The 21,642-nt window shown below is 71.9% G+C and carries 19 protein-coding genes; 11 read left to right on the forward strand and 8 right to left on the reverse strand.

The window, feature by feature from the left end; genetic code table 11:
* Positions 1-191 precede the first annotated feature (191 nt).
* A complete protein-coding gene (locus tag ACWA15_RS16160) occupies positions 192-965 on the forward strand; it encodes an ABC transporter ATP-binding protein (protein ID WP_464056511.1) in 774 nt (257 codons plus the stop codon).
* On the forward strand, positions 965-3,544 hold the full coding sequence (locus ACWA15_RS16165) for an ABC transporter permease (protein ID WP_464056512.1): 2,580 nt from the start codon (positions 965-967) through the stop codon (positions 3,542-3,544). The genes ACWA15_RS16160 and ACWA15_RS16165 overlap by 1 nt, the downstream gene beginning before the upstream one ends.
* Positions 3,545-3,615: 71 nt before the next feature.
* Here ACWA15_RS16165 and ACWA15_RS16170 read toward each other — a convergent pair whose 3' ends face one another.
* Positions 3,616-4,056: an OsmC family peroxiredoxin gene (locus ACWA15_RS16170; RefSeq protein ID WP_464056513.1), complete on the reverse strand. Its 441-nt coding sequence runs from the start codon at positions 4,054-4,056 to the stop codon at positions 3,616-3,618.
* A gap of 168 nt (positions 4,057-4,224) precedes the next feature.
* Between ACWA15_RS16170 and ACWA15_RS16175 the strand changes: the two genes are divergently transcribed.
* Positions 4,225-4,743 carry a DUF3806 domain-containing protein gene (locus ACWA15_RS16175; protein ID WP_464056514.1) on the forward strand — a complete coding sequence of 173 codons (519 nt, stop codon included), beginning with the start codon at positions 4,225-4,227 and terminating at the stop codon, positions 4,741-4,743.
* Between the two features lie 24 nt (positions 4,744-4,767).
* On the opposite strand, the gene ACWA15_RS16180 is transcribed toward ACWA15_RS16175, so the two are convergent.
* The 4 genes from ACWA15_RS16180 to ACWA15_RS16195 all read right to left on the reverse strand — a co-directional run bounded on the left by ACWA15_RS16180 (position 4,768) and on the right by ACWA15_RS16195 (position 9,338).
* Complete coding sequence (locus tag ACWA15_RS16180; protein ID WP_464056516.1) at positions 4,768-6,138, reverse strand: hypothetical protein; 1,371 nt, start codon at positions 6,136-6,138, stop codon at positions 4,768-4,770.
* Positions 6,139-6,174: 36 nt separating this feature from the next.
* A complete protein-coding gene (locus tag ACWA15_RS16185) occupies positions 6,175-6,750 on the reverse strand; it encodes an RNA polymerase sigma factor (RefSeq protein WP_464056517.1) in 576 nt (191 codons plus the stop codon).
* A 141-nt stretch (positions 6,751-6,891) separates the two neighbouring features.
* Positions 6,892-7,722 carry a sigma-70 family RNA polymerase sigma factor gene (locus ACWA15_RS16190; RefSeq protein WP_464056518.1) on the reverse strand — a complete coding sequence of 277 codons (831 nt, stop codon included), beginning with the start codon at positions 7,720-7,722 and terminating at the stop codon, positions 6,892-6,894.
* A gap of 110 nt (positions 7,723-7,832) precedes the next feature.
* Entirely contained in the window at positions 7,833-9,338 is a 1,506-nt protein-coding gene (locus ACWA15_RS16195; RefSeq protein ID WP_464056520.1) for a hypothetical protein, read from the reverse strand.
* 453 nt (positions 9,339-9,791) lie between these two features.
* Between ACWA15_RS16195 and ACWA15_RS16200 the strand changes: the two genes are divergently transcribed.
* From ACWA15_RS16200 to ACWA15_RS16210, 3 genes are read left to right on the forward strand one after another with little or no spacing between them, the layout of a single operon-like run.
* Complete coding sequence (locus ACWA15_RS16200; RefSeq protein WP_464056521.1) at positions 9,792-11,012, forward strand: MFS transporter; 1,221 nt, start codon at positions 9,792-9,794, stop codon at positions 11,010-11,012.
* The gene (locus ACWA15_RS16205; RefSeq protein ID WP_464056522.1) at positions 11,009-11,698 is read left to right on the forward strand and encodes an alpha-ketoglutarate-dependent dioxygenase AlkB family protein; all 690 of its coding nucleotides are present in this window, start codon (positions 11,009-11,011) and stop codon (positions 11,696-11,698) included. The genes ACWA15_RS16200 and ACWA15_RS16205 overlap by 4 nt, the downstream gene beginning before the upstream one ends.
* On the forward strand, positions 11,695-12,327 hold the full coding sequence (locus ACWA15_RS16210; RefSeq protein ID WP_464056523.1) for a DNA-3-methyladenine glycosylase I: 633 nt from the start codon (positions 11,695-11,697) through the stop codon (positions 12,325-12,327). The genes ACWA15_RS16205 and ACWA15_RS16210 overlap by 4 nt, the downstream gene beginning before the upstream one ends.
* Before the next feature lie 19 nt (positions 12,328-12,346).
* On the opposite strand, the gene ACWA15_RS16215 is transcribed toward ACWA15_RS16210, so the two are convergent.
* The 3 genes from ACWA15_RS16215 to ACWA15_RS16225 form a co-directional block, all read right to left on the reverse strand.
* On the reverse strand, positions 12,347-13,102 hold the full coding sequence (locus ACWA15_RS16215; RefSeq protein ID WP_464056524.1) for a phosphotransferase: 756 nt from the start codon (positions 13,100-13,102) through the stop codon (positions 12,347-12,349).
* Positions 13,103-13,130: 28 nt separating this feature from the next.
* The gene (locus ACWA15_RS16220; protein WP_464056525.1) at positions 13,131-14,237 is read right to left on the reverse strand and encodes a transaldolase family protein; all 1,107 of its coding nucleotides are present in this window, start codon (positions 14,235-14,237) and stop codon (positions 13,131-13,133) included.
* A 145-nt stretch (positions 14,238-14,382) separates the two neighbouring features.
* On the reverse strand, positions 14,383-15,120 hold the full coding sequence (locus ACWA15_RS16225) for a GntR family transcriptional regulator (RefSeq protein WP_464056527.1): 738 nt from the start codon (positions 15,118-15,120) through the stop codon (positions 14,383-14,385).
* Between the two features lie 133 nt (positions 15,121-15,253).
* Between ACWA15_RS16225 and iolC the strand changes: the two genes are divergently transcribed.
* From iolC to ACWA15_RS16250, 5 genes are all read left to right on the forward strand, one after another.
* Positions 15,254-16,234 carry a 5-dehydro-2-deoxygluconokinase gene (gene iolC / locus ACWA15_RS16230; RefSeq protein WP_464056529.1) on the forward strand — a complete coding sequence of 327 codons (981 nt, stop codon included), beginning with the start codon at positions 15,254-15,256 and terminating at the stop codon, positions 16,232-16,234.
* Positions 16,234-17,145, forward strand: coding sequence for a Cgl0159 family (beta/alpha)8-fold protein (locus ACWA15_RS16235; RefSeq protein ID WP_464056530.1), 912 nt, complete (start codon positions 16,234-16,236; stop codon positions 17,143-17,145). The genes iolC and ACWA15_RS16235 overlap by 1 nt, the downstream gene beginning before the upstream one ends.
* Positions 17,146-17,210: 65 nt before the next feature.
* A complete protein-coding gene (iolB, locus tag ACWA15_RS16240) occupies positions 17,211-18,158 on the forward strand; it encodes a 5-deoxy-glucuronate isomerase (RefSeq protein ID WP_464056532.1) in 948 nt (315 codons plus the stop codon).
* Positions 18,155-20,080, forward strand: a complete 1,926-nt coding sequence (gene iolD / locus ACWA15_RS16245; RefSeq protein WP_464056533.1) for a 3D-(3,5/4)-trihydroxycyclohexane-1,2-dione acylhydrolase (decyclizing) — start codon at positions 18,155-18,157, stop codon at positions 20,078-20,080. The genes iolB and iolD overlap by 4 nt, the downstream gene beginning before the upstream one ends.
* 56 nt (positions 20,081-20,136) lie before the next feature.
* Complete coding sequence (locus ACWA15_RS16250) at positions 20,137-21,642, forward strand: CoA-acylating methylmalonate-semialdehyde dehydrogenase (RefSeq protein ID WP_464056535.1); 1,506 nt, start codon at positions 20,137-20,139, stop codon at positions 21,640-21,642.

The following is a 21,642-nucleotide window of genomic DNA, read 5'->3' on the forward strand; positions in this document are numbered from 1 at the left end:
GGGCTCCCCCTACCCTGACCCTCGGGTTCGTCTCAGGGTGAAATCAGGGGGTTCCCCCATCGACGCAGGTCACGATCCCAGGACAGGATGGTCACAGGGCAGCTTTGCCCCTTGTGCGCAGCATCTGCCCCCGATCGTTCCCTCTCGATCCCAGACTCCCCGGTTCCACCGACGCCAGAGATGAGACTCCGATGTCCTCCACCCCCGCCAGCCCGCCGTCGCGCAGCGCCGCGATCGCCACCGCGCGCGGTCTCGTCAAGACCTACGGAAAGGGCGCGACCGCCGTGCACGCCCTGGCCGGGGTCGACGTGGACTTCGCCCGCGGGCAGTTCACCGCGATCATGGGCCCCTCCGGCTCGGGCAAGTCCACGCTCATGCACTGCATGGCCGGCCTGGACACCCCCACCGAGGGGACCGTCGTGGTCGACGACCTGCCCGTCTCGACCATGAACCAGCGCCAGCTGACCAAGCTGCGCCGGACCCAGCTCGGCTTCATCTTCCAGTCCTTCAACCTCGTCCCCACGCTCACCGCGCTGGAGAACATCACCCTCCCGCTCGACATCGCCCGGCGCCCGGTGGACAAGGACCACCTGGCCGCCGTCGTGGCAGCGGTGGGACTCGAGGACCGCCTGCGCCACCGCCCGAGCGAGCTCTCCGGCGGGCAGCAGCAGCGGGTCGCCTGCGCCCGGGCGCTCGTGTCCAAGCCGTCGGTCGTCTTCGCCGACGAGCCCACCGGGAACCTCGACTCCGTCTCCTCCCGGGAGGTGCTGACCTTCCTGCGCTCCTCGGTCGACGACCTGGGCCAGTCCGTCGTCATGGTCACCCACGACCCGGTCTCGGCGAGCTACGCCCACCGGGTGCTCTTCCTCGCCGACGGGCTGATCGTCGCCGAGCTCACCGAGCCGACCCCGGACAGCATCCTCAAGGTCCTCGGCTCGCTGACCCGCCAGAAGGCGAGCGTCTGATGCTCAAGGTCGCCCTCCGCAACATCCAGGCGCACCTGGTACGCCTGGGCCTGTCGATCCTCGCCGTCGTCCTCGGCGTCTCCTTCGTGGCGGGCACCTTCGCGCTGCGCGAGATGCTCTCCACGACCTTCGACACCATCATCGACACCGGGTACGTCGGCGACGTGTACCTGCGCGGGGCGGAGGACTCCTCCACCATGGTGCCCAGCGGCGCGAGCGCCGGCGCCGTCCGCAACACCATCCCCGCCGACCTGGCCACCGCCGTGTCCGACGTCGACGGCGTCGACGTCGCACTCCCCGACTTCACCGGCCCGATCGTGCTCGTCGGTGACGACGGCACCGCCGTCTCCGGTGGCGGCGCGCCGAGCTTCGCCATCGCCTACTCCGACGACGACCCGTCGATCTCCATCGCGCAGGGCACACCGCCCGCCGACGCCACGCAGTTCGCCCTCGAGGCGGCGAGCGCGGAGGCCGCCGGTCTGAGCGTCGGGGACACCACGACCCTCGTCGTGGGCGGCCAGATCCACGAGGCCACCCTGACCGGGCTGATCGACCTGGGCGCCTCGATGGCCGGGGCGACCATCGTCTTCCTCGACGAGGCCACCGCCGAGGCGACCTTCGCCCCCGACGGGCTGGTCTCGACGATCTCGGTCTACGGGGACGGGTCGACCGACGACCAGGTGCTCACCGACCGGGTGCGCTCCGCGGTGGAGTCCGCCGGCTCCCCGACCCCGGTCGAGGCGCTCTCCGGCACCGCCATGCGCGAGGAGGCTCGATCCGACGTCGCGACGATGCTCGGCTTCGTCGAGACCTTCCTGCTCATCTTCGCCGGTATCTCCCTCTTCGTGGGCGCCTTCATCATCGCCAACACCTTCGCCATGACGGTCCGCCAGCGTCAGCGCGAGTTCGCGCTGCTGCGGGCGGTGGGTGCCTCGCCGCTGCAGGTGTTCTCCTCGATCCTGGTCCAGGCCGCCGTGGTCGGCGCGCTCGGTGGGGCCCTGGGGATCGTCGGTGGTCTTGGCCTGGTGACCGCCATCCGGTCGCTGTTCTCCAGGATGGGCATGGAGCTGGCCGGTGACATCCCGCTGACCACCTCGATGGTGGTCATCTCCCTCGTGCTGGGCATCGTCGTCTCGATCGCCGCGGCAGCCGTCCCGGCCCGCCGGGCCGCCCTCGTCCCGCCGGTCGAGGCCATGCGGGAGGACTCCCCCGCACCGGCTGGTTCGTTGCGGGTCCGCGGGATCCTCGGGGTGGTCGTCGCCGGCGCCGGCGCCGGCGCGGTGGTGGCTGCGGTGGCCCAGGCCGCCGCGGACGAGACCGTGAGCACCGGCGGACTGCTAGGCCTCGGCGCAGTGGCGGTCGTGATCGGCGCCCTCGTGCTGGCCCCGGTCCTCGCCCGGCCCGTGCTCTCGGTGCTCTCCGCACCGTTCGTGGCGTGGGGCAAGCCACTGGGCAAGCTCGCCCACGGCAACGTCACGCGCAACCCGCGCCGCACGGCCAGCACCGCGAGCGCCCTGATGATCGGCATGTGCCTGGTCGGTGCGGCCTCGGTGCTCGCCGCGTCGACCCAGGCGTCGATGCGCTCGGTCGTGGAGAACGAGTCCCTCGCCGACCTCGTGATCCAGTCCGCATCCCAGACGGTGCCTGCCGGCGCCGTGACCGACATCTCTGCCCTGCCCGAGGTCGGTGTGGCCGACGCCGTCACAGTGGACTCCTTCTTCGTCTCCGAGGCGTCCTCGACCGAGGAGCCGGAGATGCTCTACGCCCTCGGTTCCTCGCCGTCGACCTTCGGGCGGACGTGGCAGACCACCACTGTCGAGGGTGACCTGGCGACCCTCGCCGACGGGTCGGTCGCGGTCCAGCGGAGCACCGCGGACGCCGAGGGGTGGGTGGTCGGTGACGTGCTGACCGTCTCCTCCCAGCGGGGGACCGTCACGGCACCGATCGGGGCGATCTTCAGCTCGGCGGCCCTGGACACGCCGCTCGTGATGGCCGACACGAGCTTCAACCAGCTCGCTGCGGCGCCGGCTGACCAGGTGACGATCCTGCTGGTCAAGGGCTCGGACGGAGTGAGCATCGAGGACCTCAAGTCCGCTGTCACCGCGGCGGCTGCGCCATACGTGATCGTCTCGGTGCAGGACAACGAGGAGTTCATCTCCGACCTGGCCAGCCAGGTCAACCAGATGCTGACGATCCTCTACGCGCTGCTCGGGCTGTCGATCGTCATCGCCATCCTGGGGATCGTCAACACCCTCGCGCTGTCCGTCATCGAGCGGACCCGGGAGATCGGGCTGATGCGCGCGGTCGGGCTGGGCCGGGCCCAGCTCGCCACGACCATCGCCATCGAGTCGGTGCTCACCGCAGTGTTCGGGACGGTGCTCGGGCTCGCGGTCGGGGTGGCGCTCGCGGCGGGGCTCCCGACGGTGTTCTCCAGCAGCGGGCTGACCGACCTGGTCGTCCCGTGGGGTTCGTTGGTCACGATGCTCGTCATCGCGGTGGTCGTGGGGGTGCTCGCCGCCGCGTGGCCGGCGATCCGCGCAGCCCGCCTGCCCGTCCTGGAGGCCGTCACGGTCGACTGACCCTCGCTCGCCTCCCGCTCCCGTGACGGGCGGAGCGAGAGGCGAGCGGGTGGCAGCGCGAGCGGGGAGGGCTACTGCTCGAAGGTCGCGTGCAGGGTGATGGTCGTGCCGGTGAGCGCCTTGGACACCGGGCAGGTCGCCTTGGCGTCCTCGGCGACCTGGAGGAACGTCGCCTCGTCGATACCCTCGACCTCGCCGCGGACGGTGAGCGCGATGCTCGGGACGTGGAACCCGCCGGCCGGGTCAGCTGCGAAGGTCGCCTCGGCGGAGACATCGAGGGCGACCGGGTTCCCACCGGCAGCGCCGAGGAGACCGGAGAACTGCATCGAGTAGCACGAGGAGAGCGCGGCCGCGAGGAGCTCCTCCGGGCTGGTGGTGCCACCAGCCTCGTCAGCGGCCCGCTTGGGGAAGGACACGTCGAAGGTCCCGACCTTCGAGCTGGACAGCTCGACCTGGCCGCCGCCCTCGTTGAGCGTTCCGTTCCAGGCAGTGCGTGCGGTACGACTAGCCATGAGAGACCTCTTTCAAATCCGGGGACATGACACGCCCACCGTAGCCGCTTCCCCGTCGGTCGACCCGTCGCCAGATCCTGGCAGGACCGCAGGTGAAACACGTCCCACGGCGTCGTGAAGGTGGTGTGAACGCTTCAGAAACCTCCGTCCGGAACCGATAGGTCAGACATGAAGCCACAGCTGCGCCTCGCCGAGCAGGATCGTGGCATCCCCTCGCCCACGTCAGACCTCGACGCCGCGTGCTCTGACGGCCAGGTGGTCCTGCGGGACCCGACCCCGGTCGACCTCGTGTGGATGGAGGAGCTGCGAGTCCACCTGCGCTCCCCGGAAGTGGATGTCACGTCCGTGAACGACATCTCTCGGCTCTTCGACACGTACTGCCACGCCTGGCACGCGGCAGGCGAGAGCGAGCGCTGGGACCCCAACTACGTGATCACCGCACTCGGGGTCACGCTCGGTGACGTCCTCGTCGTGCGGACGGCCGGCACGCGGTGGATGGTCGCCGCAGGGCAGCCCACCACGACGGTCGCCATCCGCAACGACCTGTTCCGCGGCACGATCTTCCCGGTCGACGCCGTGGCGCGCCGGTGGATCACCGGCGAGACCGGGTGGATGGCGCCGTTCATCGAGACGATGAGCGTGACCTTGAGCCCCTCCCTGGCACGTGCTGCGGTCGGGCGGGGCTGAGCACCTGCTCGCCCCGCCCGGGCCTCAGCTCGTGGCGGCGAAGTCCAGGTGCGCGTCGGCCAGCGCGACGACCGTCCACATGCTGCCGTCCGATCCGGTGAGGGTGTACGTCGGCAGCAGGGCGACGGATCCGTCCGGCTGGTAGTAGGTCCCCGTGCCCAGAGTCGCCGCGGTGATCTCCACGTTCGCGACCGGCCAGGCGAAGCTGGACCCGGGGGACACGACGCCGGGCAGGACCGGGATGGCAGCCGGGTCGTCGGGGGCAGGGAGGGTGGTGACCGTGTCCCGGGCGACCTCCATGTCGGTCGTGGCATAGGCGGAGTAGTCAGGAGACGCCCCGAAGCGCTCGTCGCCGAGGCGCTCGACGGCCGTCTGCGGGCTGACCACCTCGTAGGTGCCCAGGTCCACGAGCGGCGCGAGGGAGCCGTTGAGGCTGTACAGCCCGTCGGTGGTGACGATGGCGGACCACATGCCCTCCCCTGCGCTCCCGCTCTGCAGCCGGGTCGCCGTGACCGAGGCGGCGCGCAGGTCCTGCACCTCGTCGACGGTGATCTCGTAGCCGGCAGGGTCGACACCCAGCGTGGTCATCGCGTCCGTCAGCGCCGCGGTCGCGGCCTCGGGCGTGGCCGGGGAGGTCGTGGACCCCTCGTCCCACGGGTTGTGCGCCGGGTCGGAGTAGTAGAAGCTCGTCAGGCCGTCGCCGGTGAGGTCGAGCGCCGCCGCGGTCCAGTCGGTGGATCCCACGTGCCAGCTGCCGTAGCTGGGTGTCGGGTCGCCGGTGACACCGAGGGCCGCCGCCAGGCGGGCCGCGGTCTCGGCGGAGAACGTGGACGCGGCATCGAATCCCCAGGCCTGCCCGCTCGCGGTGGCGTCCGACAGCCCCGACGACGTGAAGACCGTCCGGCTGTACCCCGGGCCGACCATGTCCATGGCGCTGCCGGCGCTCTTGCTCTGGGTGGCTGAATCCTGCACCCCAGCGGCGAACCCGCCCTCGGTGGCCGGACCAGTGCCCGGACCGGCGGGAGGACCGGCGGGCGCTGATCTGAGGATCCCCGGCTCAGGAGTGCCGACCGGCGCGCTGGCCGCGTCGGCTGTGACCGGGGCGTCCGCGGTCTGCTGCCCGACGACGAAGGCACCCGCGCCCACCGCGACGACGCCGACGGCGGCGGCCGCGACCTGCAGCCAGCGCGGCGGGCGGCGAGTGGACCGCCGGGCCGAGAGGTCCACGACCGGCGCCTCGGACGCGGCGTCCGTCTGCGCGGTCACCGCGTCGACCGTGGCCTTGATGACCGCGAGGTCCGGCTCCGTCGTGGCAGCCGGGTCGATCGCGCGCAGCCGCTCGTACCCCGGGTCGGAGAGTCGCTCGTCGCGCGGGTCGGTGTCGCTGGTGTTCATGAGGACCTCCAGGTGAGGGACCCGATCGCGGGTCTGCTACTTGGTCTGTGTCGTGGAGCCGGTCGATCTTGCAGGTGCCTGCGCGGGGTCCGCCGTGACCGCGGTGCCGTCCCAGGCCTGGCGCAGGCGGCTGCGGGCCCGTGACAGCGCGGCGTCGGCTCCTGAGCGGGAGATGTCCAGGACGCCGGCGAGCGCCTCCCCCTGGAGCCCTTCCCAGGCGGCGAGCAGCAGGATCTGGCGGTCGCGCTCGCCGAGGCGGGCGAAGGCCTCGCGGACCTCCAGGTCGGCGAGGACCACGAGCTCCGGCGACGTCGGGTCGCCGGTCTCGGGCACGGTCTCGACGAGGACCGGGCGAGCCTTGCGATGGTGGTTGGCGACGGTGAACCCCGCGGTCCGGTAGAGCCAGGCCAGCTCGAAGCCCTGGGGCACGTCCTCGCGCCGACGCCACGCGGTGGTGAAGACCTCGGCGGTGAGGTCGTCGGCATCGTCCCGGGCGGCGCGGCGCACGACGAAGCGGAAGACGCTGAGCGCGTGGTCACGGAAGAGCGCGTCGAACCACGCGGCGTCGCGCGCCGGCTCGGTCGGGGGGCCGCTCGGGCCGGTCAGCGTCACGGTGGTTCTCCAGACGTCGGCGAGCGCACGGCAGCGCACGGTGCGGACGCATCGGCAGGTGCGCCCTACGTGAGAAGTGTCGCGCGCCGGGCCGTCCTTGCAGGTCGGTCGGTGACGGTTGGGTAACGATGACCTGCTGGTTCAGCGCGCGCCGGCGGCGAAGGCGGGTGGGACGGGCAGAACGGGTGGGACGAGCACGGCGTCGCGAGCCCCGGTGAAGGCCGCCCACGGGACACCCGCCACGAGCGGGACCATGATCAGACCGAGCGTGCGGGAGACCTCACCGACCTCGTCCATGAGCACCGTGCACTGCGAGCAGTCGCCGACATGGTGCTCGAACCTCGTCGCCGCGGCACCGCGCAGCCCGCCGCGGGTGAAGTCCCCCATCCGCTCGGCAGCCCACCGGCACTCGGGGGGCACCGAGGCCGTGTTGACGTGAACCTGGAGCCACTCCTTGCGCAGACCCTCCCGGGCCCGGTAGGCCAGGGCCGAGACCGCGCCGGCCGTGATTCCCAGGAGCGGGGCGATCTCCGCGGGATCAAGACCTTCGACCTCGGAGTACCACAGGACGGACTGCCAGCGCTCAGGGAGATTGCGGAAGGCCCTGGCCGTGATCGAGTTCTCCAGCGCCGTCCCGGCCATGTCCGCGCCGTCGGAGACCTCCCGCAGGACGGTGATCGACTGCTCGAGGGGCTTCTCCGCCCAGGTGATCGCGATGTTCCGGATGGTCCGGTAGAGGTAGGGACGGAAGGCCGCGTCCGGCCCTCTCCCCTTGAGGATCGCGGCGTAGATCCGCAGGTACGCCTCCTGCACCAGGTCGTCGGGGTCGCTCGCGTGAGTGACCCGGGCCGCGACCCGGCGACCCGCAGCCGCGTGGCGTCGCCAGAGCTCCGCGAAGGCGGCCGCCGAGCCGGCACGGCTCTCCTCGATCAGCTCAACGTCGCCCGACCCGGGCGTCCCCTCGTGTGCCATCGCCAGCCCTACCCGATCGTCGACCTGTTCCGCCGTCTCCCTGGTATCGGCAGCTTCACGGGATGAGGTGCGAGCGGAGCCGGGTGAAAACCGCCATCCTCGACAGGGCGTCACCTCTGTCCACGACGACGGAGCCGGCTGACGACGACGAGCACGACGCCGGTGAGCCAGGTCAGCCCGGCCAGCAGCACCAGCGAAGCGTCGTCGGCTCCGGACTGTGCCAGCCCGGCCCGATCCACGACCGACGGGGTCACCGCCGAGACGGGCGGGCGGACCCCGAAGGCGCCGGCCACGCCGGACACCTGGGTGGTCACGCTCGCCGTGGTGGTCGGAGCGGCGGACGGTGCCGCTCCCTGCGTCGGGCGATCCGTCACCGCAGGGGTGGGAGCCGGCGTCGGGTCAGGGGTCGGATCGGGCGTCGGGTCCGGGGTCGGATCGGGGGTCGGGTCGGGCGTCGGCTCCGGGTCGGGGACCGCGAAGGTGGCGGTCGCGGTGGAGGTCAGCGGTGGGACGGCGACATCCACGACGGAGGCGAAGACCTGGCAGGTGAACGCCGAGAGTCCAGGGTCCGACTGGTTCCACGCCGCGCGGGTCACCGGCGCCGGCGTGGTGGTCGCGGTCACGGAGGCCGAGCCTGCCGTGGTGGCCGTCGCGCACAGCTCGATGTGCGCCGTCGGCGACCCGTCGGGGCGGGCGACGGTGAGCACAGAGCCCGTGATGGTCGCCTCGCCGGCGCAGACGCTGACGGTGCCGAGCAGAGAGGCCGTGAGGTCGATCGGCGTCATGAAGAGGTTGGTCGTCAACGTGAACCGCGCCTGTTCCTCGACGTCGAAGACCTCCCCGGAGGCGGCGAAGCTCAGCTCCGGGACCGTGACGACGGGGATGAGCGCCAGCAGCCGCTGCTGCTCCTCGACCGGGAGGTTGCGCTCGCAGGTCGTCCCGAAGTCGGGGTTGGGGATGGTGTCCCGGTCGGTGATGCACCACACGAGGATCTGGAGCGCCCTGCGCGAGCTGGTCGACTCGTCGGCCGTCGCCTGCGTGACGCCGCCGAACGCATAGCTACCGACGCCCTGGTAGGAGTGCCCGTTCTCGATGAGGTAGGCGATGAGCCGTTCGGCGTCGGGACCGAGGCTCGGGTGGTCCTCGAGCGCTTCCATGTCCCCGACCGGTGCGCCGTCGCGGTCCGTCGCCTGCCCGTCCTCGGTGACGTCACCGCACAGGTCGTCCGCCCAGGAGGTGCAGAACATCCATTGCGAGACGGCGTCCGCCGCTCCCCCGGCGCCGGCGACGTACCGGGTACCGCACAGCGGCGCATCCTCGGTCTGTCCGGAGGCGTCGTACAACGGCACCACCGCACCGGAGCGATACGCGGCCAGGCGTGGACCGGTCACCAGCAGCAGGTTGTCCAGTCCCGCGTGCGTGCTCGGGTTCGTGGGATCCAGGGTCGTGCTGCCGGGGCACCGGGGTGCCTCGAACTCCGTGATGGTCTCGATGGGCACCGCCCCGCCGAGCGGGGCGGCCTCCGCCCGCCCGAGCCCGACGACGCCCCATGCCGTCACCAGCACGACGGCCACCAGACCGGCGATCACCCTGCCCGTCCATGCTGCACCGAACACCCACCGAGATCCTCGCATCACGCCACCTCCATCGTCTTGGTCGTCGAGTCGCTGCTCAGGTACGCGGAGGCCAGCCAGAGGTCGTCCAGGGGGCGTCCGTGGGTCGTCCGTGCTCCAGTCACCTACTGATGAGACAGCCGCCCGATCTCGAGATGACGGAGTCGCTGGGCGACCCCGAGGTGATTCCCGATCGACCGTCGGAGGCGCGGCGACTCACCCACGGCGTCACCCACTGCTTCACCCACTGCGTCACCCACTGCGTCACCCACCGCCTCACCCGGAGCCCACCCGCAGGGTGCACACGGGCTGCTCGCGTCCGCGCCCGGGACTGAGGAAAGGGCTCTCCCGCTGAACTGACGTAGCCTGGACCGGTCCAGACACCGCACGTCACGAGGAGCAGTCATCACACGCCGCACGAAGATCTACGGCTCGAGCGGTCTCCTCCTGGCAGCGATGCTCATGTTCGCGCTCAACCTCCGAGCGCCTTTCGTCTCGCTCGCCCCGATCGTCAACACGGTCGCCGACGGTCTCGGCGTCAACCCGGAGACCGTCGGACTGCTGACCGGCATCCCGGTGCTGTGCTTCTCGATCTGCGCCCCCTTCGCCTCGATCCTGCTGGCCAAGGTCGGCATCGAGCGGGCGATCTCGCTCTCGTTGCTCGGGGTGTTCATCGGGACCTGCATCCGGTCCGCGGGGAGCTTCGAGCTGGCTCTCGTGGGGACCGTGGTCATCGGCGCAGCGATCACGATCGGCAACGTCGCCGTGCCCGTGCTCATCAGCCGCGACTTCTCACAGTCAGCCGGCGCCGTGACCGGGATGTACACGGCTGCGCTCAACCTCGGGTCCGTCATCACCACCCTCATCACCGCCCCGCTCGCCGCGGCCGTCGGCTGGCAGTGGGCGCTCGTGGCCTGGTCGGCCTTCATGCTCGCCGCCGGCGTGCTGTGGCGCCGGGCGACCGCCGGGCGGGCGCACGACAAGGTGGCACTCGTCCGCGGCACCGCGGCCGGCGGAGCGGGCGAGCTGGGTCCGGTCTGGCGTCGAGGGATCGCCTGGTGCCTGATGCTGGCCTTCGCCGGCCAGTCCTTCTCCTACTACGCCGTCACCACCTGGTTGCCCGAGCTGCTCGGCGACCTGCGCGGTATGAGCGACTCCGGGGCGGGCGGCGCGGCCTCCCTCTTCCAGCTCTTCGGCATCGTCGGCGGCGTCGGGGTGCCGCTCCTCGTCGCTCGCGGGGCGTCCCTGCGCACAGTGTTCGCGGGCATGAGCGCCCTGTGGCTCACCCTGCCGGTCGGACTCCTCCTCGCGCCGCAGCTGTGGCCGGTGTGGGCCGCCTGCGCCGGCATGTCCCAGGGTGGCAACTTCACCGTGATCTTCACCCTTGTGGTGCAGCGTTCGCGCGGCCAGAACGAGGCCCGGCGGATGTCGGCCATGGTGCAGTCGCTCGGCTACGCGGCAGCCGCCGTCGGGCCGTTCGCCCTCGGAGCCGTGCACACCCGGTCCGGGGGATGGACGGCTCCGCTCTTCGTGGTGATCGGGGCACTGACGATCATGACGGTGAGCGGGCTCATCGCGGCGAGCGCGCGGGCGCCTGAGCCCGCGTCGCCACCACCCGCCGGAGACGGCACGATGGACGAGACAGGTGAGAACCCCCGGGAGGACGTCCGCGCATGACCGGTGACGGCTCGACAGGGACGCTGTTCGGGGACGACCTGCTCCCTCGCCCGCGGGCCGAGGTCGCCCCGGGGGCGGTCCACGTCCCCGGATGGCTCACCCTCGACCAGCAACGATGGATCGTCGCCCGGTTCCACGAGTGGGTGGCCGGACCTGTCCCGATCCGCGCCGCCACGGTCCGCGGGCACCAGATGAGCGTCAGGACCGTGTGCCTGGGCTGGCACTGGCAGCCGTACCGGTACACCCGCCAGGCCACCGACGTGAACGGCGCCCAGGTGCTCGACTTCCCCGACTGGATGGTCCGGCTCGGGCGGCGCGCCCACCTCGAGGCGTACCAGGACCCCGCCGCCGCAGCGAGCTACACCCCGGACACCGCGCTGGTGAACTTCTACGACGACGCCGCGCGGATGGGCCTGCACCAGGACAAGGACGAGCTCTCCCGTGCCCCGGTCGTCTCGCTCAGCATCGGTGACACGTGCACCTTCCGCCTCGGTAACACCGAGCACCGGTCCCGCCCCTACCGCGACGTCGACCTCGTCTCCGGCGACCTGTTCGTCTTCGGCGGCCCGTCCCGGCTCGCCTTCCACGGCGTGACCAAGGTGCACCCGGGAACCGCACCGACCGGCTGCGGTCTCGAGCACGGCCGGATCAACATCACCATGCGAGTCACCGGGCTGGCCCCGTGACCCCGGCGCACCCAGCCGACGGGGCCACCGCCGCACCCGGCGTGGTCGTCGGGGAGGACGGGCTCGCCCGTCCCGCCTGGGCGTCCCGCGACCCGCTGCTGCGCGAGTACTACGACACCGAGTGGGGCCTGCCCGTGCGCGACGAGCACGGTCTGTACGAGCGGATCAGCCTGGAGGCGTTCCAGGCCGGGCTGTCCTGGGCGACCATCCTGCGCAAGCGCCCCGCCTTCCGCGCGGCCTTCGCCGGCTTCGACCCCGACGCCGTGGCCCTCTTCGACGACTCCGACGTGATCCGGCTGCTGGCCGACGCGGGCATCGTGCGCAACCGCGCCAAGATCCTCGCGACCATCACCAACGCGCGCGCGACCATCGCGCTGCGGGCCGACGGCGGGCTCGTCGAGCTCGTGTGGTCCCACCAGCCGGCCACCACCCCACAGCCTCGCTCCCCCGAGGAGGTCCCCACCCGGTCACCGGAGTCCCTCGCCCTGTCCACGGCGCTGCGGGCCCGGGGATTCGCCTTCGTCGGGCCGACCACCATGTATGCGCTCATGGAGGCCATCGGGATCATCGACACCCATCTGGTGACCAGCCACCGGCGTGGGTCGTCCGGGGTGTGGCCACGGGCGTGACGCCGGAACCGTGCCACAGTCAGACGGCGCTGAGGCCGTCCAGAGCGCCTTGAAGGTTGCGGTCGACTCCGTGCGCCAGCATCCTCCGATAGGTCTCGTCGCCGCTGGCGGCCACCGACCGCACGACGTCGAGCTGCGTCTGGACACGTCGACGGACGAGGTCGAGGACATCGTGTGTCGTGCCGTCCCACCCGTAGGCCCGGAGGAACACCTCCAGGCGAGCACGGCGCTCCCCGAACGCGGTGAAGCCTTCGTCGAGGACGACGTGGCGTGCATGGAGCGGCACCCACGAGAACGCGACCCAGGCGAGGTCCTCGGCGCACGTGGTCGGTCCGGCCATGTCCCAGTCCACGAACCCCACCAGCCCGTCGTCGTTCCAGACCGCGTTGTAGGGCGCCGCGTCGTTGTGCCCGACGATCAGACCAGGCGTCCACGCCTGGCCCTCGCGCCACCGCGCGTCCTCGGGCGGGACGAAGTCGGCGACGGCGCAGTGGTAGCGCCTGAGCCAGTCCCCCACGTCGAGGAGCGCTTCGACGCTGTGCGTCCACCGTGGCCACGGGCGGGCGCTGCCGACTGTCGAACCGTCGAGGTACGTGACGACGTCACGGCCGTGTCCATCTGCTCCGAGCGAGCGCGGCGCCCCGACGAACCCCGTCGACTCCAGGTGCCTCAGCAGGGCGGCGACGGCTGGGCTCCAGGCGCCGGGAACCCGGCGAACCGTCCCGTCGACCAGGTGAGCACCGCCGTCGAATCCGCCGTCCAGCTGTTCACCCATGCTGTGATTGTCCCCTGATGATCGCGCCTCAGGCCGCAGCCACGAGCACGTCGCGCACGATCGCGTCGAGCTGCTCGTCGGCCACGAGGAACTGGCGCAACGTGCGGCGCGCCGCGCCGAAGCCCTCGAACTCCGACGGCGACATGCCATCGGCCTCGTAGGCCCGCACGAACTCCCCCATCGTGAGCAGCTCGGCCATGATCTCCGGGGCGACCGGCACCCCGATACGTGTGGGGAGCTCGTGCCCGGAGTCGTTGATCCTGGCCTGCCACTCGAACGGCGGTGAGATCACCAGGTCCCCGCCCACCAGCTCGGAGAGCGCCAGGTGGTTGCGGAACGCGGCCGCGAGGACGCGGGTGCGGTAGCCGCGCTCCTGGAAGATCTCGTAGGCGTGCTTGAGGGCGGCGACGCCGGCCCAGTCCAGCACGCCCGGCGTCATGAGCAGCCCCTGCGAGGCCGCGATGGACTTGAGCCAGTCGTCGAGGCGCCCGGCCATGATCGTGGCGACCGATCCCAGCTCGATCTCGGGGAGCCCCGCCTGGGCGCGCCGTGCGAAACCTCGTTCGACGGCCTCGGCCACCGCGACGGCCTGGGGCACCGTGAAGGAGACCGTGGCGTTCACCGCGATGCCGCGGAAGGTTGCCTCCTCGATGGCGTCGATGCCCGTCGCCGTCGCCGGGATCTTGACGATGATGTTCGGGGCCAGCGCGGCGAACCGTTCGGCCTGCTCGACCAGCGCGGCGGCGTTGCGGTGCAGCCGGGGATCGGTCTGCACCGAGAGCCGTCCGTTCCGTCCCCCGCTCGCCTCGAAGGCCGGAAGCAGCAGCAGCGCCGCGTCGATGGAGAGCTCTTCCACGACCCGCCAGCCGATCTCGCTCTCGGTGGCCTGCGGCAGCTCGTCGGCGATCTCGCGGATCCGGGCGCGCCACCGCGGCAGGTCCGCCTGGATGGCCGCGAGGGCGATGACGGGGTTGCACGTCGCGCCGACGGCCCCGAAGCCGATCGACGCCGCCAGCTGGACCGGGTCGGCCGAGTCGTTCCACAGCGCGGTGCGGGGGAACGCCTGCGTCATCCGTCGCAGCGGAGCAGCCTCGTGTGTGGCCTGCGTGGACGCCGACTCGAACGCATCTGTCACGGGAACTCTCCATCGCTGTCGTCGCTGGTCGCGGTCAGAGCACCATCGCGCTGAGGGACATCATTCAACCTGCGACGGGCCGGACTGTCAACCGTATGTCCTGACAATCAGACGTGAGACGCGGGCACACACACCCGCGCCGCCGTCAGTTGGAGAACAGCGTGGTGTCGAACATGTAGCGCGATGCCCGGTAGATGTGTCGGCCGAACTCGATGACCCGGCCGGCGTCGTCGTACGCCGTCCGCTCCATCGTCAGCAGCGCGGCGCGCGCGGCCTCGTCGAGGGACCGCGCCTCCTGGGCGGTCGCCACCCGCGCTCCGATGCGCTGCCGCGCGACCCGGGGCTGCACCCCACGGGCGCGCAGCGCGTCGTAGAGGCCGTGCTCGGCGAGCTCCGCCTCGCTCGGGGCGAGCGTCCGGGTCAGGTAGTTCGTCATGAGCGCGAGGGGCTCCTCCTCGGCGTAGCGGAGGCGACGGATGCACACCACCTCCTCCCCCTCAGGCACCTCGAGCGCCGCGGCGACGTCCGCGTCGGCCGCGACGGTCTCGTAGGAGAGCAGCGCGGTGGTCGGGCGGCGTCCGGCCCGCTCCAGGTCCGCATGCAGGGACGTGAGCTCCACGGACCGACGGATGCGTTCGGGTGCCACCTGCGTGCCGACCCCGCGCTTGCGCACGAGCCGGCCCTTGTCGACCAGCTCCTGCAGGGCCCGCCGCGCCGTCGGACGCGAGATGCCGAGCCGGGCGGCCAGGGCGATCTCGTTCTCCAGGAAGGCACCCGCCGTGAGGTCACCGCCGTCGATGCGGGACTCGATGGCTGTCGAGATCTGGTGATAGAGCGGCACCGGACTCGAGCGGTCCAGGTCGATACGCAATGGTTCAGCCACGCTGACACTCCTCGGCTCCGGTGTGAACTGCCTGCATCATAGGGCACGCGACAGCAGAAGTGCAGGTTGAACATATGTCAGGACATAGGGTTAACTGGAGCCACTCATCACGGGGCCAGACATAGGAGTCGGCATGATGCCAACGGCATATCCGGTGCTCGACGCGTTCGACGTCGTGACCATCGGCCGCAGCAGCGTGGACGTGTACCCGCTGCAGACGGGCGTAGGCATCGAGGATGTCGTCTCCTTCGGCAAGTTCCTCGGCGGGAGCCCCACCAACGTCGCCGTCGCCGCCGCCCGCCTCGGGGCTCGCGCGCGCGTGGTCACGGCCGTCGGTCAGGACCCCTTCGGGTCGTTCGTCCGCCGTGAGCTGGCCCGGCTGGGCGTCGACACCGACGGCGTCCTCGCGCTGCCCGGCGTCGCCACCACCGTCGCCTTCTGCGAGCTCTTCCCGCCCGACGACTTCCCCCTGTACTTCTACCGGGCGACCCCCTCCCCCGAGCTGCGGCTGGGGATCGAGGACGTCGACCTCCCCGCGATCGAGCAGGCGCGGATCCTGTGGCTCACCGCCACGGGCCTGTCCCGCGAGCCGAGCCTGAGAGCCCACCAGGGGGCCCTCGCCGCACGGGGCAGCGCCACCACCATCCTCGACCTCGACTACCGGGCGATCTTCTGGGACCGCCCCGAGGACGCCACCGCCGCGGTCCAGGCCGTGCTGCCCCAGGTGAGCGTCGCCGTCGGGAACCTGCAGGAGTGCGAGATCGCCGTCGGGGAGAGCGATCCCGAACGCGCGGCGAGCGCGCTGCTGGAGTCCGGGGTGGAGATCGCCATCGTCAAGCAGGGTCCCCGGGGCGTGCTGGCCCGCACGGCCGACGAGCGGGTGGAGGTCGCGGCCACACCCTGCGTGGTCGTCAACGGCCTCGGCGCCGGCGACTCCTTCGGCGGGGCGCTCTGCCACGGCCTGCTCGCCGGGTGGGACCTGCACCGCACCATCGCCTTCGCGAGCGCGGCCGGCGCGATCGTCGCCTCACGCCTGGAGTGCTCGACGGCGATGCCCACCTCCGACGAGATCGACCGGGTGCTGGCCCTGGGCCGCGTCCCGGAGGGGCTGTGATGACCACCCTGCCCGAGCGCGCCACCCTGCACCCCACCCTGCGCCGCGACCGCTACGACGACCTGACCGACCTGCGCTTCACCCGCCCCGCCGCGGTCGCGGCCGCCCTCACCGCGCGCCCGGCCTTCGCCGGCGTCCCGGCCGGGGCCAAGCTCATGATCATCGCCGCGGACCACCCGGCCCGCGGCGCGCTGGCGATCGGGGGACGGCCCGTGGCCATGGGCGACCGACGCGACCTCCTCGACCGCACCCAGGACGCCCTGGCCCGCCCGGGGGTCCACGGGTTCCTCGGCACCGCGGACATGATCGAGGACCTCACGCTGCGCGGCGCCCTCGACGGGAAGGTCGTGCTCGGGTCGATGAACCGCGGCGGTCTCGCAGGATCTACCTTCGAGGTCGACGACCGCTTCACCGGCTACGACCCGGGCGGGATCGCGGGCGCCGGTCTCGACGGCGGCAAGATGCTGCTGCGGATCTGCCTGGACGACCCGGCCTCGGCGCTCACCCTCGAGGCGTGCGCACGCGCCGTCGACGGCCTGGCACGCCACCAGCTCATCGCCCTGGTCGAGCCCTTCCTCGCCCGGCGCGTCGACGGCGCCCTCGTCAACCAGCTCACCACCGACGCCGTGATCGCCTCGGTCGCGATCGCCTCCGGCCTGGCCAGCACCTCCGCCTACACGTGGCTCAAGCTGCCGGTCGTGGCGGAGATGGAGCGGGTCGTCGCGGCCTCGACGCTGCCCGCCCTGATCCTGGGCGGCGAGGTCAGCCGGGACCAGGACGCGGCCCTCTCCGGCTGGGGGGCGGCGCTGCGCCTGCCCGGCGTCAAGGGCCTGGTCATCGGCCGGTCCCTGCTCTACCCCCCCGACGACGACGTCGCCGGGGCGGTCGACGCCGCCGTCAGCCTGCTGTGACCGCGTCCGACGCGCCCCACCTGAGCCCCCCTTCCAGCGCAGACCTTCGACCGGCAAGGAGCACCATGACGAGCAGCGACACCGAGCGGTACGTCGTCCGCGCCGCGACCTCCGGGACGGTCGTGACCGACATCTCGCCCGAGAGCGCGGGCTGGGACTACTCCGGGCTGCGGGTCGTCACCCTCGCCCCCGGCGTCTCCCGGACGTGGCATCTGGAGCGCGACGAGGCCGCTCTCATCCCGTTGCGCGGCGGCGCCGACCTCGTCGTCGAGACGCCCGACGGCGCGACCCACCTCACGCTGACCGGTCGCCCCGACGTCTTCGCGGGACCGACCGACTTCGTCTACCTCCCGCTCGGGTCCACGGTGACCGTCACCGCGCCGGCCGGCTCGGCGTCGGGCAGCAGGATCGCCCTCGCCACCGCGCGGGCGACCCGGTCCCTCCCGCTGCGCGTGGTCGCTGCGCGCGACATACGGGTGGACCTGCGCGGGGCGGGCGCCGCGAGCCGGCAGGTCAACAACTACACCCTCGGCACCGACGTCGCGATCGACCACCTGCTCGTGTGCGAGGTGGTCACGCCGGGCGGCAACTGGTCCTCCTACCCGCCCCACAAGCACGACGTGCACTCCGGGGACGAGCGCGTGCTCGAGGAGATCTACTACTTCGAGGTGGCGGACGGCCCCCACGGCCCCGGCGTCGGCTACCACCGCACCTACGGCACGCCCGAGCGCCCGATCGACGTGCTGGCCGAGGTCCGCACCGGCGACGTCGCGCTCGTGCCGCACGGTTTCCACGGCCCGTGCACCGCGCCCCCCGGCTACGACCTCTACTACCTCAACGTCATGGCCGGCCCGGCCCAGGACGGCACCTGGCTCTCGACCGACGACCCGCACCTGCACTGGGTGCGCGAGTCGTGGGAGCACCAGGACCTCGACCCCCGGCTGCCGCTGACCAGCCCCAGCGTCCCAGCCGCCACCGACACCACACCCTCGAAGGGGACGGACCAGGCATGACCACGCCCACCGCATCCGCCACGGTCCGCCTCACGGTCGGCCAGGCTCTCGTCCGGTTCCTCGCCCACCAGTGGAGCGAGCGCGACGGCACGACCCGCCCGCTCTTCGCCGGCGCCTTCGGCATCTTCGGGCACGGGAACGTCGCCGGACTCGGGCAGGGCCTGCTCCAGGCCCACCTCGAGGCGGTCGACGCCGGCTTCGACGGCGACGAGCACGGACCCGACGAGCTGCCGTACTTCATGGCTCGCAACGAGCAGTCCATGGTGCACGCCGCGGTCGCCTACGCCCGCACGACCAACCGCCTGCAGACCTTCGCCTGCACCGCGTCGATCGGTCCCGGCTCCACGAACATGATCACAGGTGCAGCGCTGGCCACCGTGGACCGCATCCCCGTGCTGCTGCTGCCCTCCGACGTGTTCGCCACCCGGTTCCCCGACCCGGTCCTGCAGCAGCTCGAGCACCCAGGAGGCCCGGACGTCAGCGTCAACGATGCCTTCCGACCGGTCTCGCGCTACTTCGACCGGATCTGGCGCCCGGAGATGCTGCTCTCGAGCGCGCCGCAGGCGATGCGGGTGCTGACGGACCCGGCCGAGACCGGAGCGGTCACGCTGTCCCTGCCGCAGGACGTGCAGGCGCAGGCCTACGACTGGCCGCAGGAGTTCTTCCGTGACCGCGTCTGGCACGTGGCGCGTCCGGTGCCCGAGCCCGCAGCCCTGGCCCGCGCCGTCGAGGTGATCCGGTCCGCCCGGCGCCCGCTCGTCGTCGCAGGCGGCGGCGTCGTCTACTCCGAGGCATCCGAGGCGCTGCGCACCTTCGCCTCCGCCACCGGGATCCCCGTCGCCGACACCCAGGCCGGCAAGGGCGCGATCGGCTGGGACCACCCGCTCGCCGTCGGCGGGGTGGGGTCCACCGGGAACGACGCGGCCAACGCGCTGGCCGCGAGCGCCGACGTCGTCATCGGGATCGGCACCCGCTTCACCGACTTCACGACGGCGAGCCGCACCGTGTTCGCCGACCCCTCGGTCCGCTTCGTCAACATCAACGTCGCCGCCGTCGACGCCGCCAAGCACTCCGCCGAGATGGTGGTGGCCGACGCCCGCCACGGCCTCGTGGCACTCACCCAGGCACTCACCGGGTGGAGCACCGAGGAGGGCTTCCGCGCGGAGGTCACCGACCGGGTGGCCGCCTGGCAGCGCGTCACGGAGGAGTGCTATCACCGCGGGCACGGCCCGCTGCCGGCCCAGACCGAGGTGTTCGGGGCCCTCAACGACCTCATGGGACCCGAGGACATCCTCATCAACGCCGCCGGGTCCATGCCGGGCGACCTGCAGGCGCTGTGGCGCGCCTCCAGCCCGGTGCAGTACCACCTCGAGTACGGCTTCTCCTGCATGGGGTACGAGATCCCCGCGGCACTGGGCGCCAAGCTCGCCCGGCCCGAGTCCGAGGTCGTCGCGATCGTGGGTGACGGCACGTACCAGATGCTCCCCCAGGAGCTCGCGACGATCGTGTCCGAGGGCATCAAGGTCATCGTCGTGCTGCTCGACAACCACGGGTACGCCTCCATCGGGGCGCTGTCGGAGTCCCGCGGCTCGCAGCGCTTCGGCACGAGCTTCCGCCTGCGCGGGGCCCGGCGCCTGCATGACGGCGCCGTCCCCCCGGTGGACCTGGCCGCGAACGCCGCCTCCTTCGGGGCACGCGTGCTGCGGGCCGCCTCGATCGAGGATTTCCGTGCCGCCTACCTCGACGCGGCCGCCTCCGACGTCACGACCGTCATCCACATCGAGACCGACCTCGAAGGCCCCAACCCCCCGGGGTCGGCGTGGTGGGACGTCCCCGTCGCCGAGGTGTCCACGCTGGCCAGCACGCAGCGCGCCCGCGAGGAGTACGACCAGGCTCGCACCGCGCAGCGTCCCTACCTGTGAGCCTCCACCACCTTCGACAGCCTCCGCCCGTCCGTCACACTCACCAAGGAGCACCCGTGACCACCATCAGCCACTGGATCGACGGCGCCACCCGCGCCGCCTCCGGCGACGCCACCCAGCCCGTGTTCAACCCGGCCACCGGTGAGGTGATCGCGCAGCTCGAGCTGGGGACCCCCGCCGACGTCGACGTCGCCGTGGCCTCCGCCTCGGCCGCCTTCGCGGCGTGGTCGCAGTTCTCCCTGTCGAAGCGGTCCGGGGTGCTCTTCCGCTTCCGCGAGCTGCTCGTGGCCAACACCCACGAGCTGGCGCTGCTGGTCAGCCGGGAGCACGGCAAGGTCGTCTCCGACGCCAAGGGCGAGATCGGGCGCGGCCTGGAGGTCGTGGAGTTCGCGTGCGGCCTCGCGCACCTCCTCAAGGGTGAGTACTCCGAGCAGGCGGCGACCGGCATCGACGTGTTCTCGGTGCGTGAGCCGCTCGGCGTCGTCGCCGGGATCACCCCGTTCAACTTCCCCGTCATGGTGCCGCTGTGGATGGCCCCGGTGGCCATCGCCTGCGGCAACGCCTTCATCCTCAAGCCGTCCGAGCGTGATCCCAGCGCCGCCCTCTTCCTCGCCGACCTGTGGAAGCGGGCCGGTCTGCCCGACGGCGTGTTCAGCGTGGTCCAGGGCGACAAGACGGTCGTCGACGCCCTCCTCCACCACGACGACGTCGCCGCGATCTCCTTCGTCGGCTCGACGCCGATCGCCCGGTACATCCACGCGACCGCGTCGGCCCAGGGCAAGCGGGTCCAGGCCCTCGGCGGGGCCAAGAACCACGGTGTGGTGCTGGCCGACGCGGACCTGGAGGACGCCGTCGACCACCTCACCGCCGCTGCCTTCGGGGCCGCCGGGGAGCGGTGCATGGCGTTGTCCGTCGCGGTCGTGGAGGACTCGATCGCCGACGCCCTCGTGGCCCGGCTCGCCGACAAGGCGCGTGCGGTCAAGGTCACGGCCGGAGACCAGGACGGCGCCGACATGGGGCCAGTCATCACGGCCGCGGCGAAGGCACGCATCGAGGGCCTCATCGCCACGGCCGAGGCCGAGGGCGCCACCGTGGTGGTGGACGGCCGCGGGATCACCGTGCCCGGATACGAGGGCGGCTTCTTCGTCGGACCGACCCTGGTGGACCACGTCAAGGCCGAGCACACCGTGTACGTGGAGGAGGTGTTCGGGCCGGTCCTGGACATCGTGCGGGTCCGTGACCTGGCCGAGGCGATCGACGTCATCAACGCCAACCCCTACGGCAACGGCACGGCGATCTTCACCGCCTCCGGTGAGGCCGCGCGCACCTTCCGCCGCGGCGTCAAGGTCGGCATGGTCGGGGTGAACGTCCCGATCCCGGTGCCCGTGGCCTGGCACTCCTTCGGCGGCTGGAAGGACTCGCTCTTCGGCGAGAGCCACGTGTACGGGCCCGACGGCGTGCGGTTCTACACCCGCGGCAAGGTCACCACCCAGCGCTGGCCGCACCGCGAGGCCGCGCGCACCGCCGCCTCCTTCCACTTCTCTGCGGACTCGCAGAAGTAG

It is taken from the genome of Sanguibacter sp. TS_SC_8 (genome assembly GCF_055361235.1).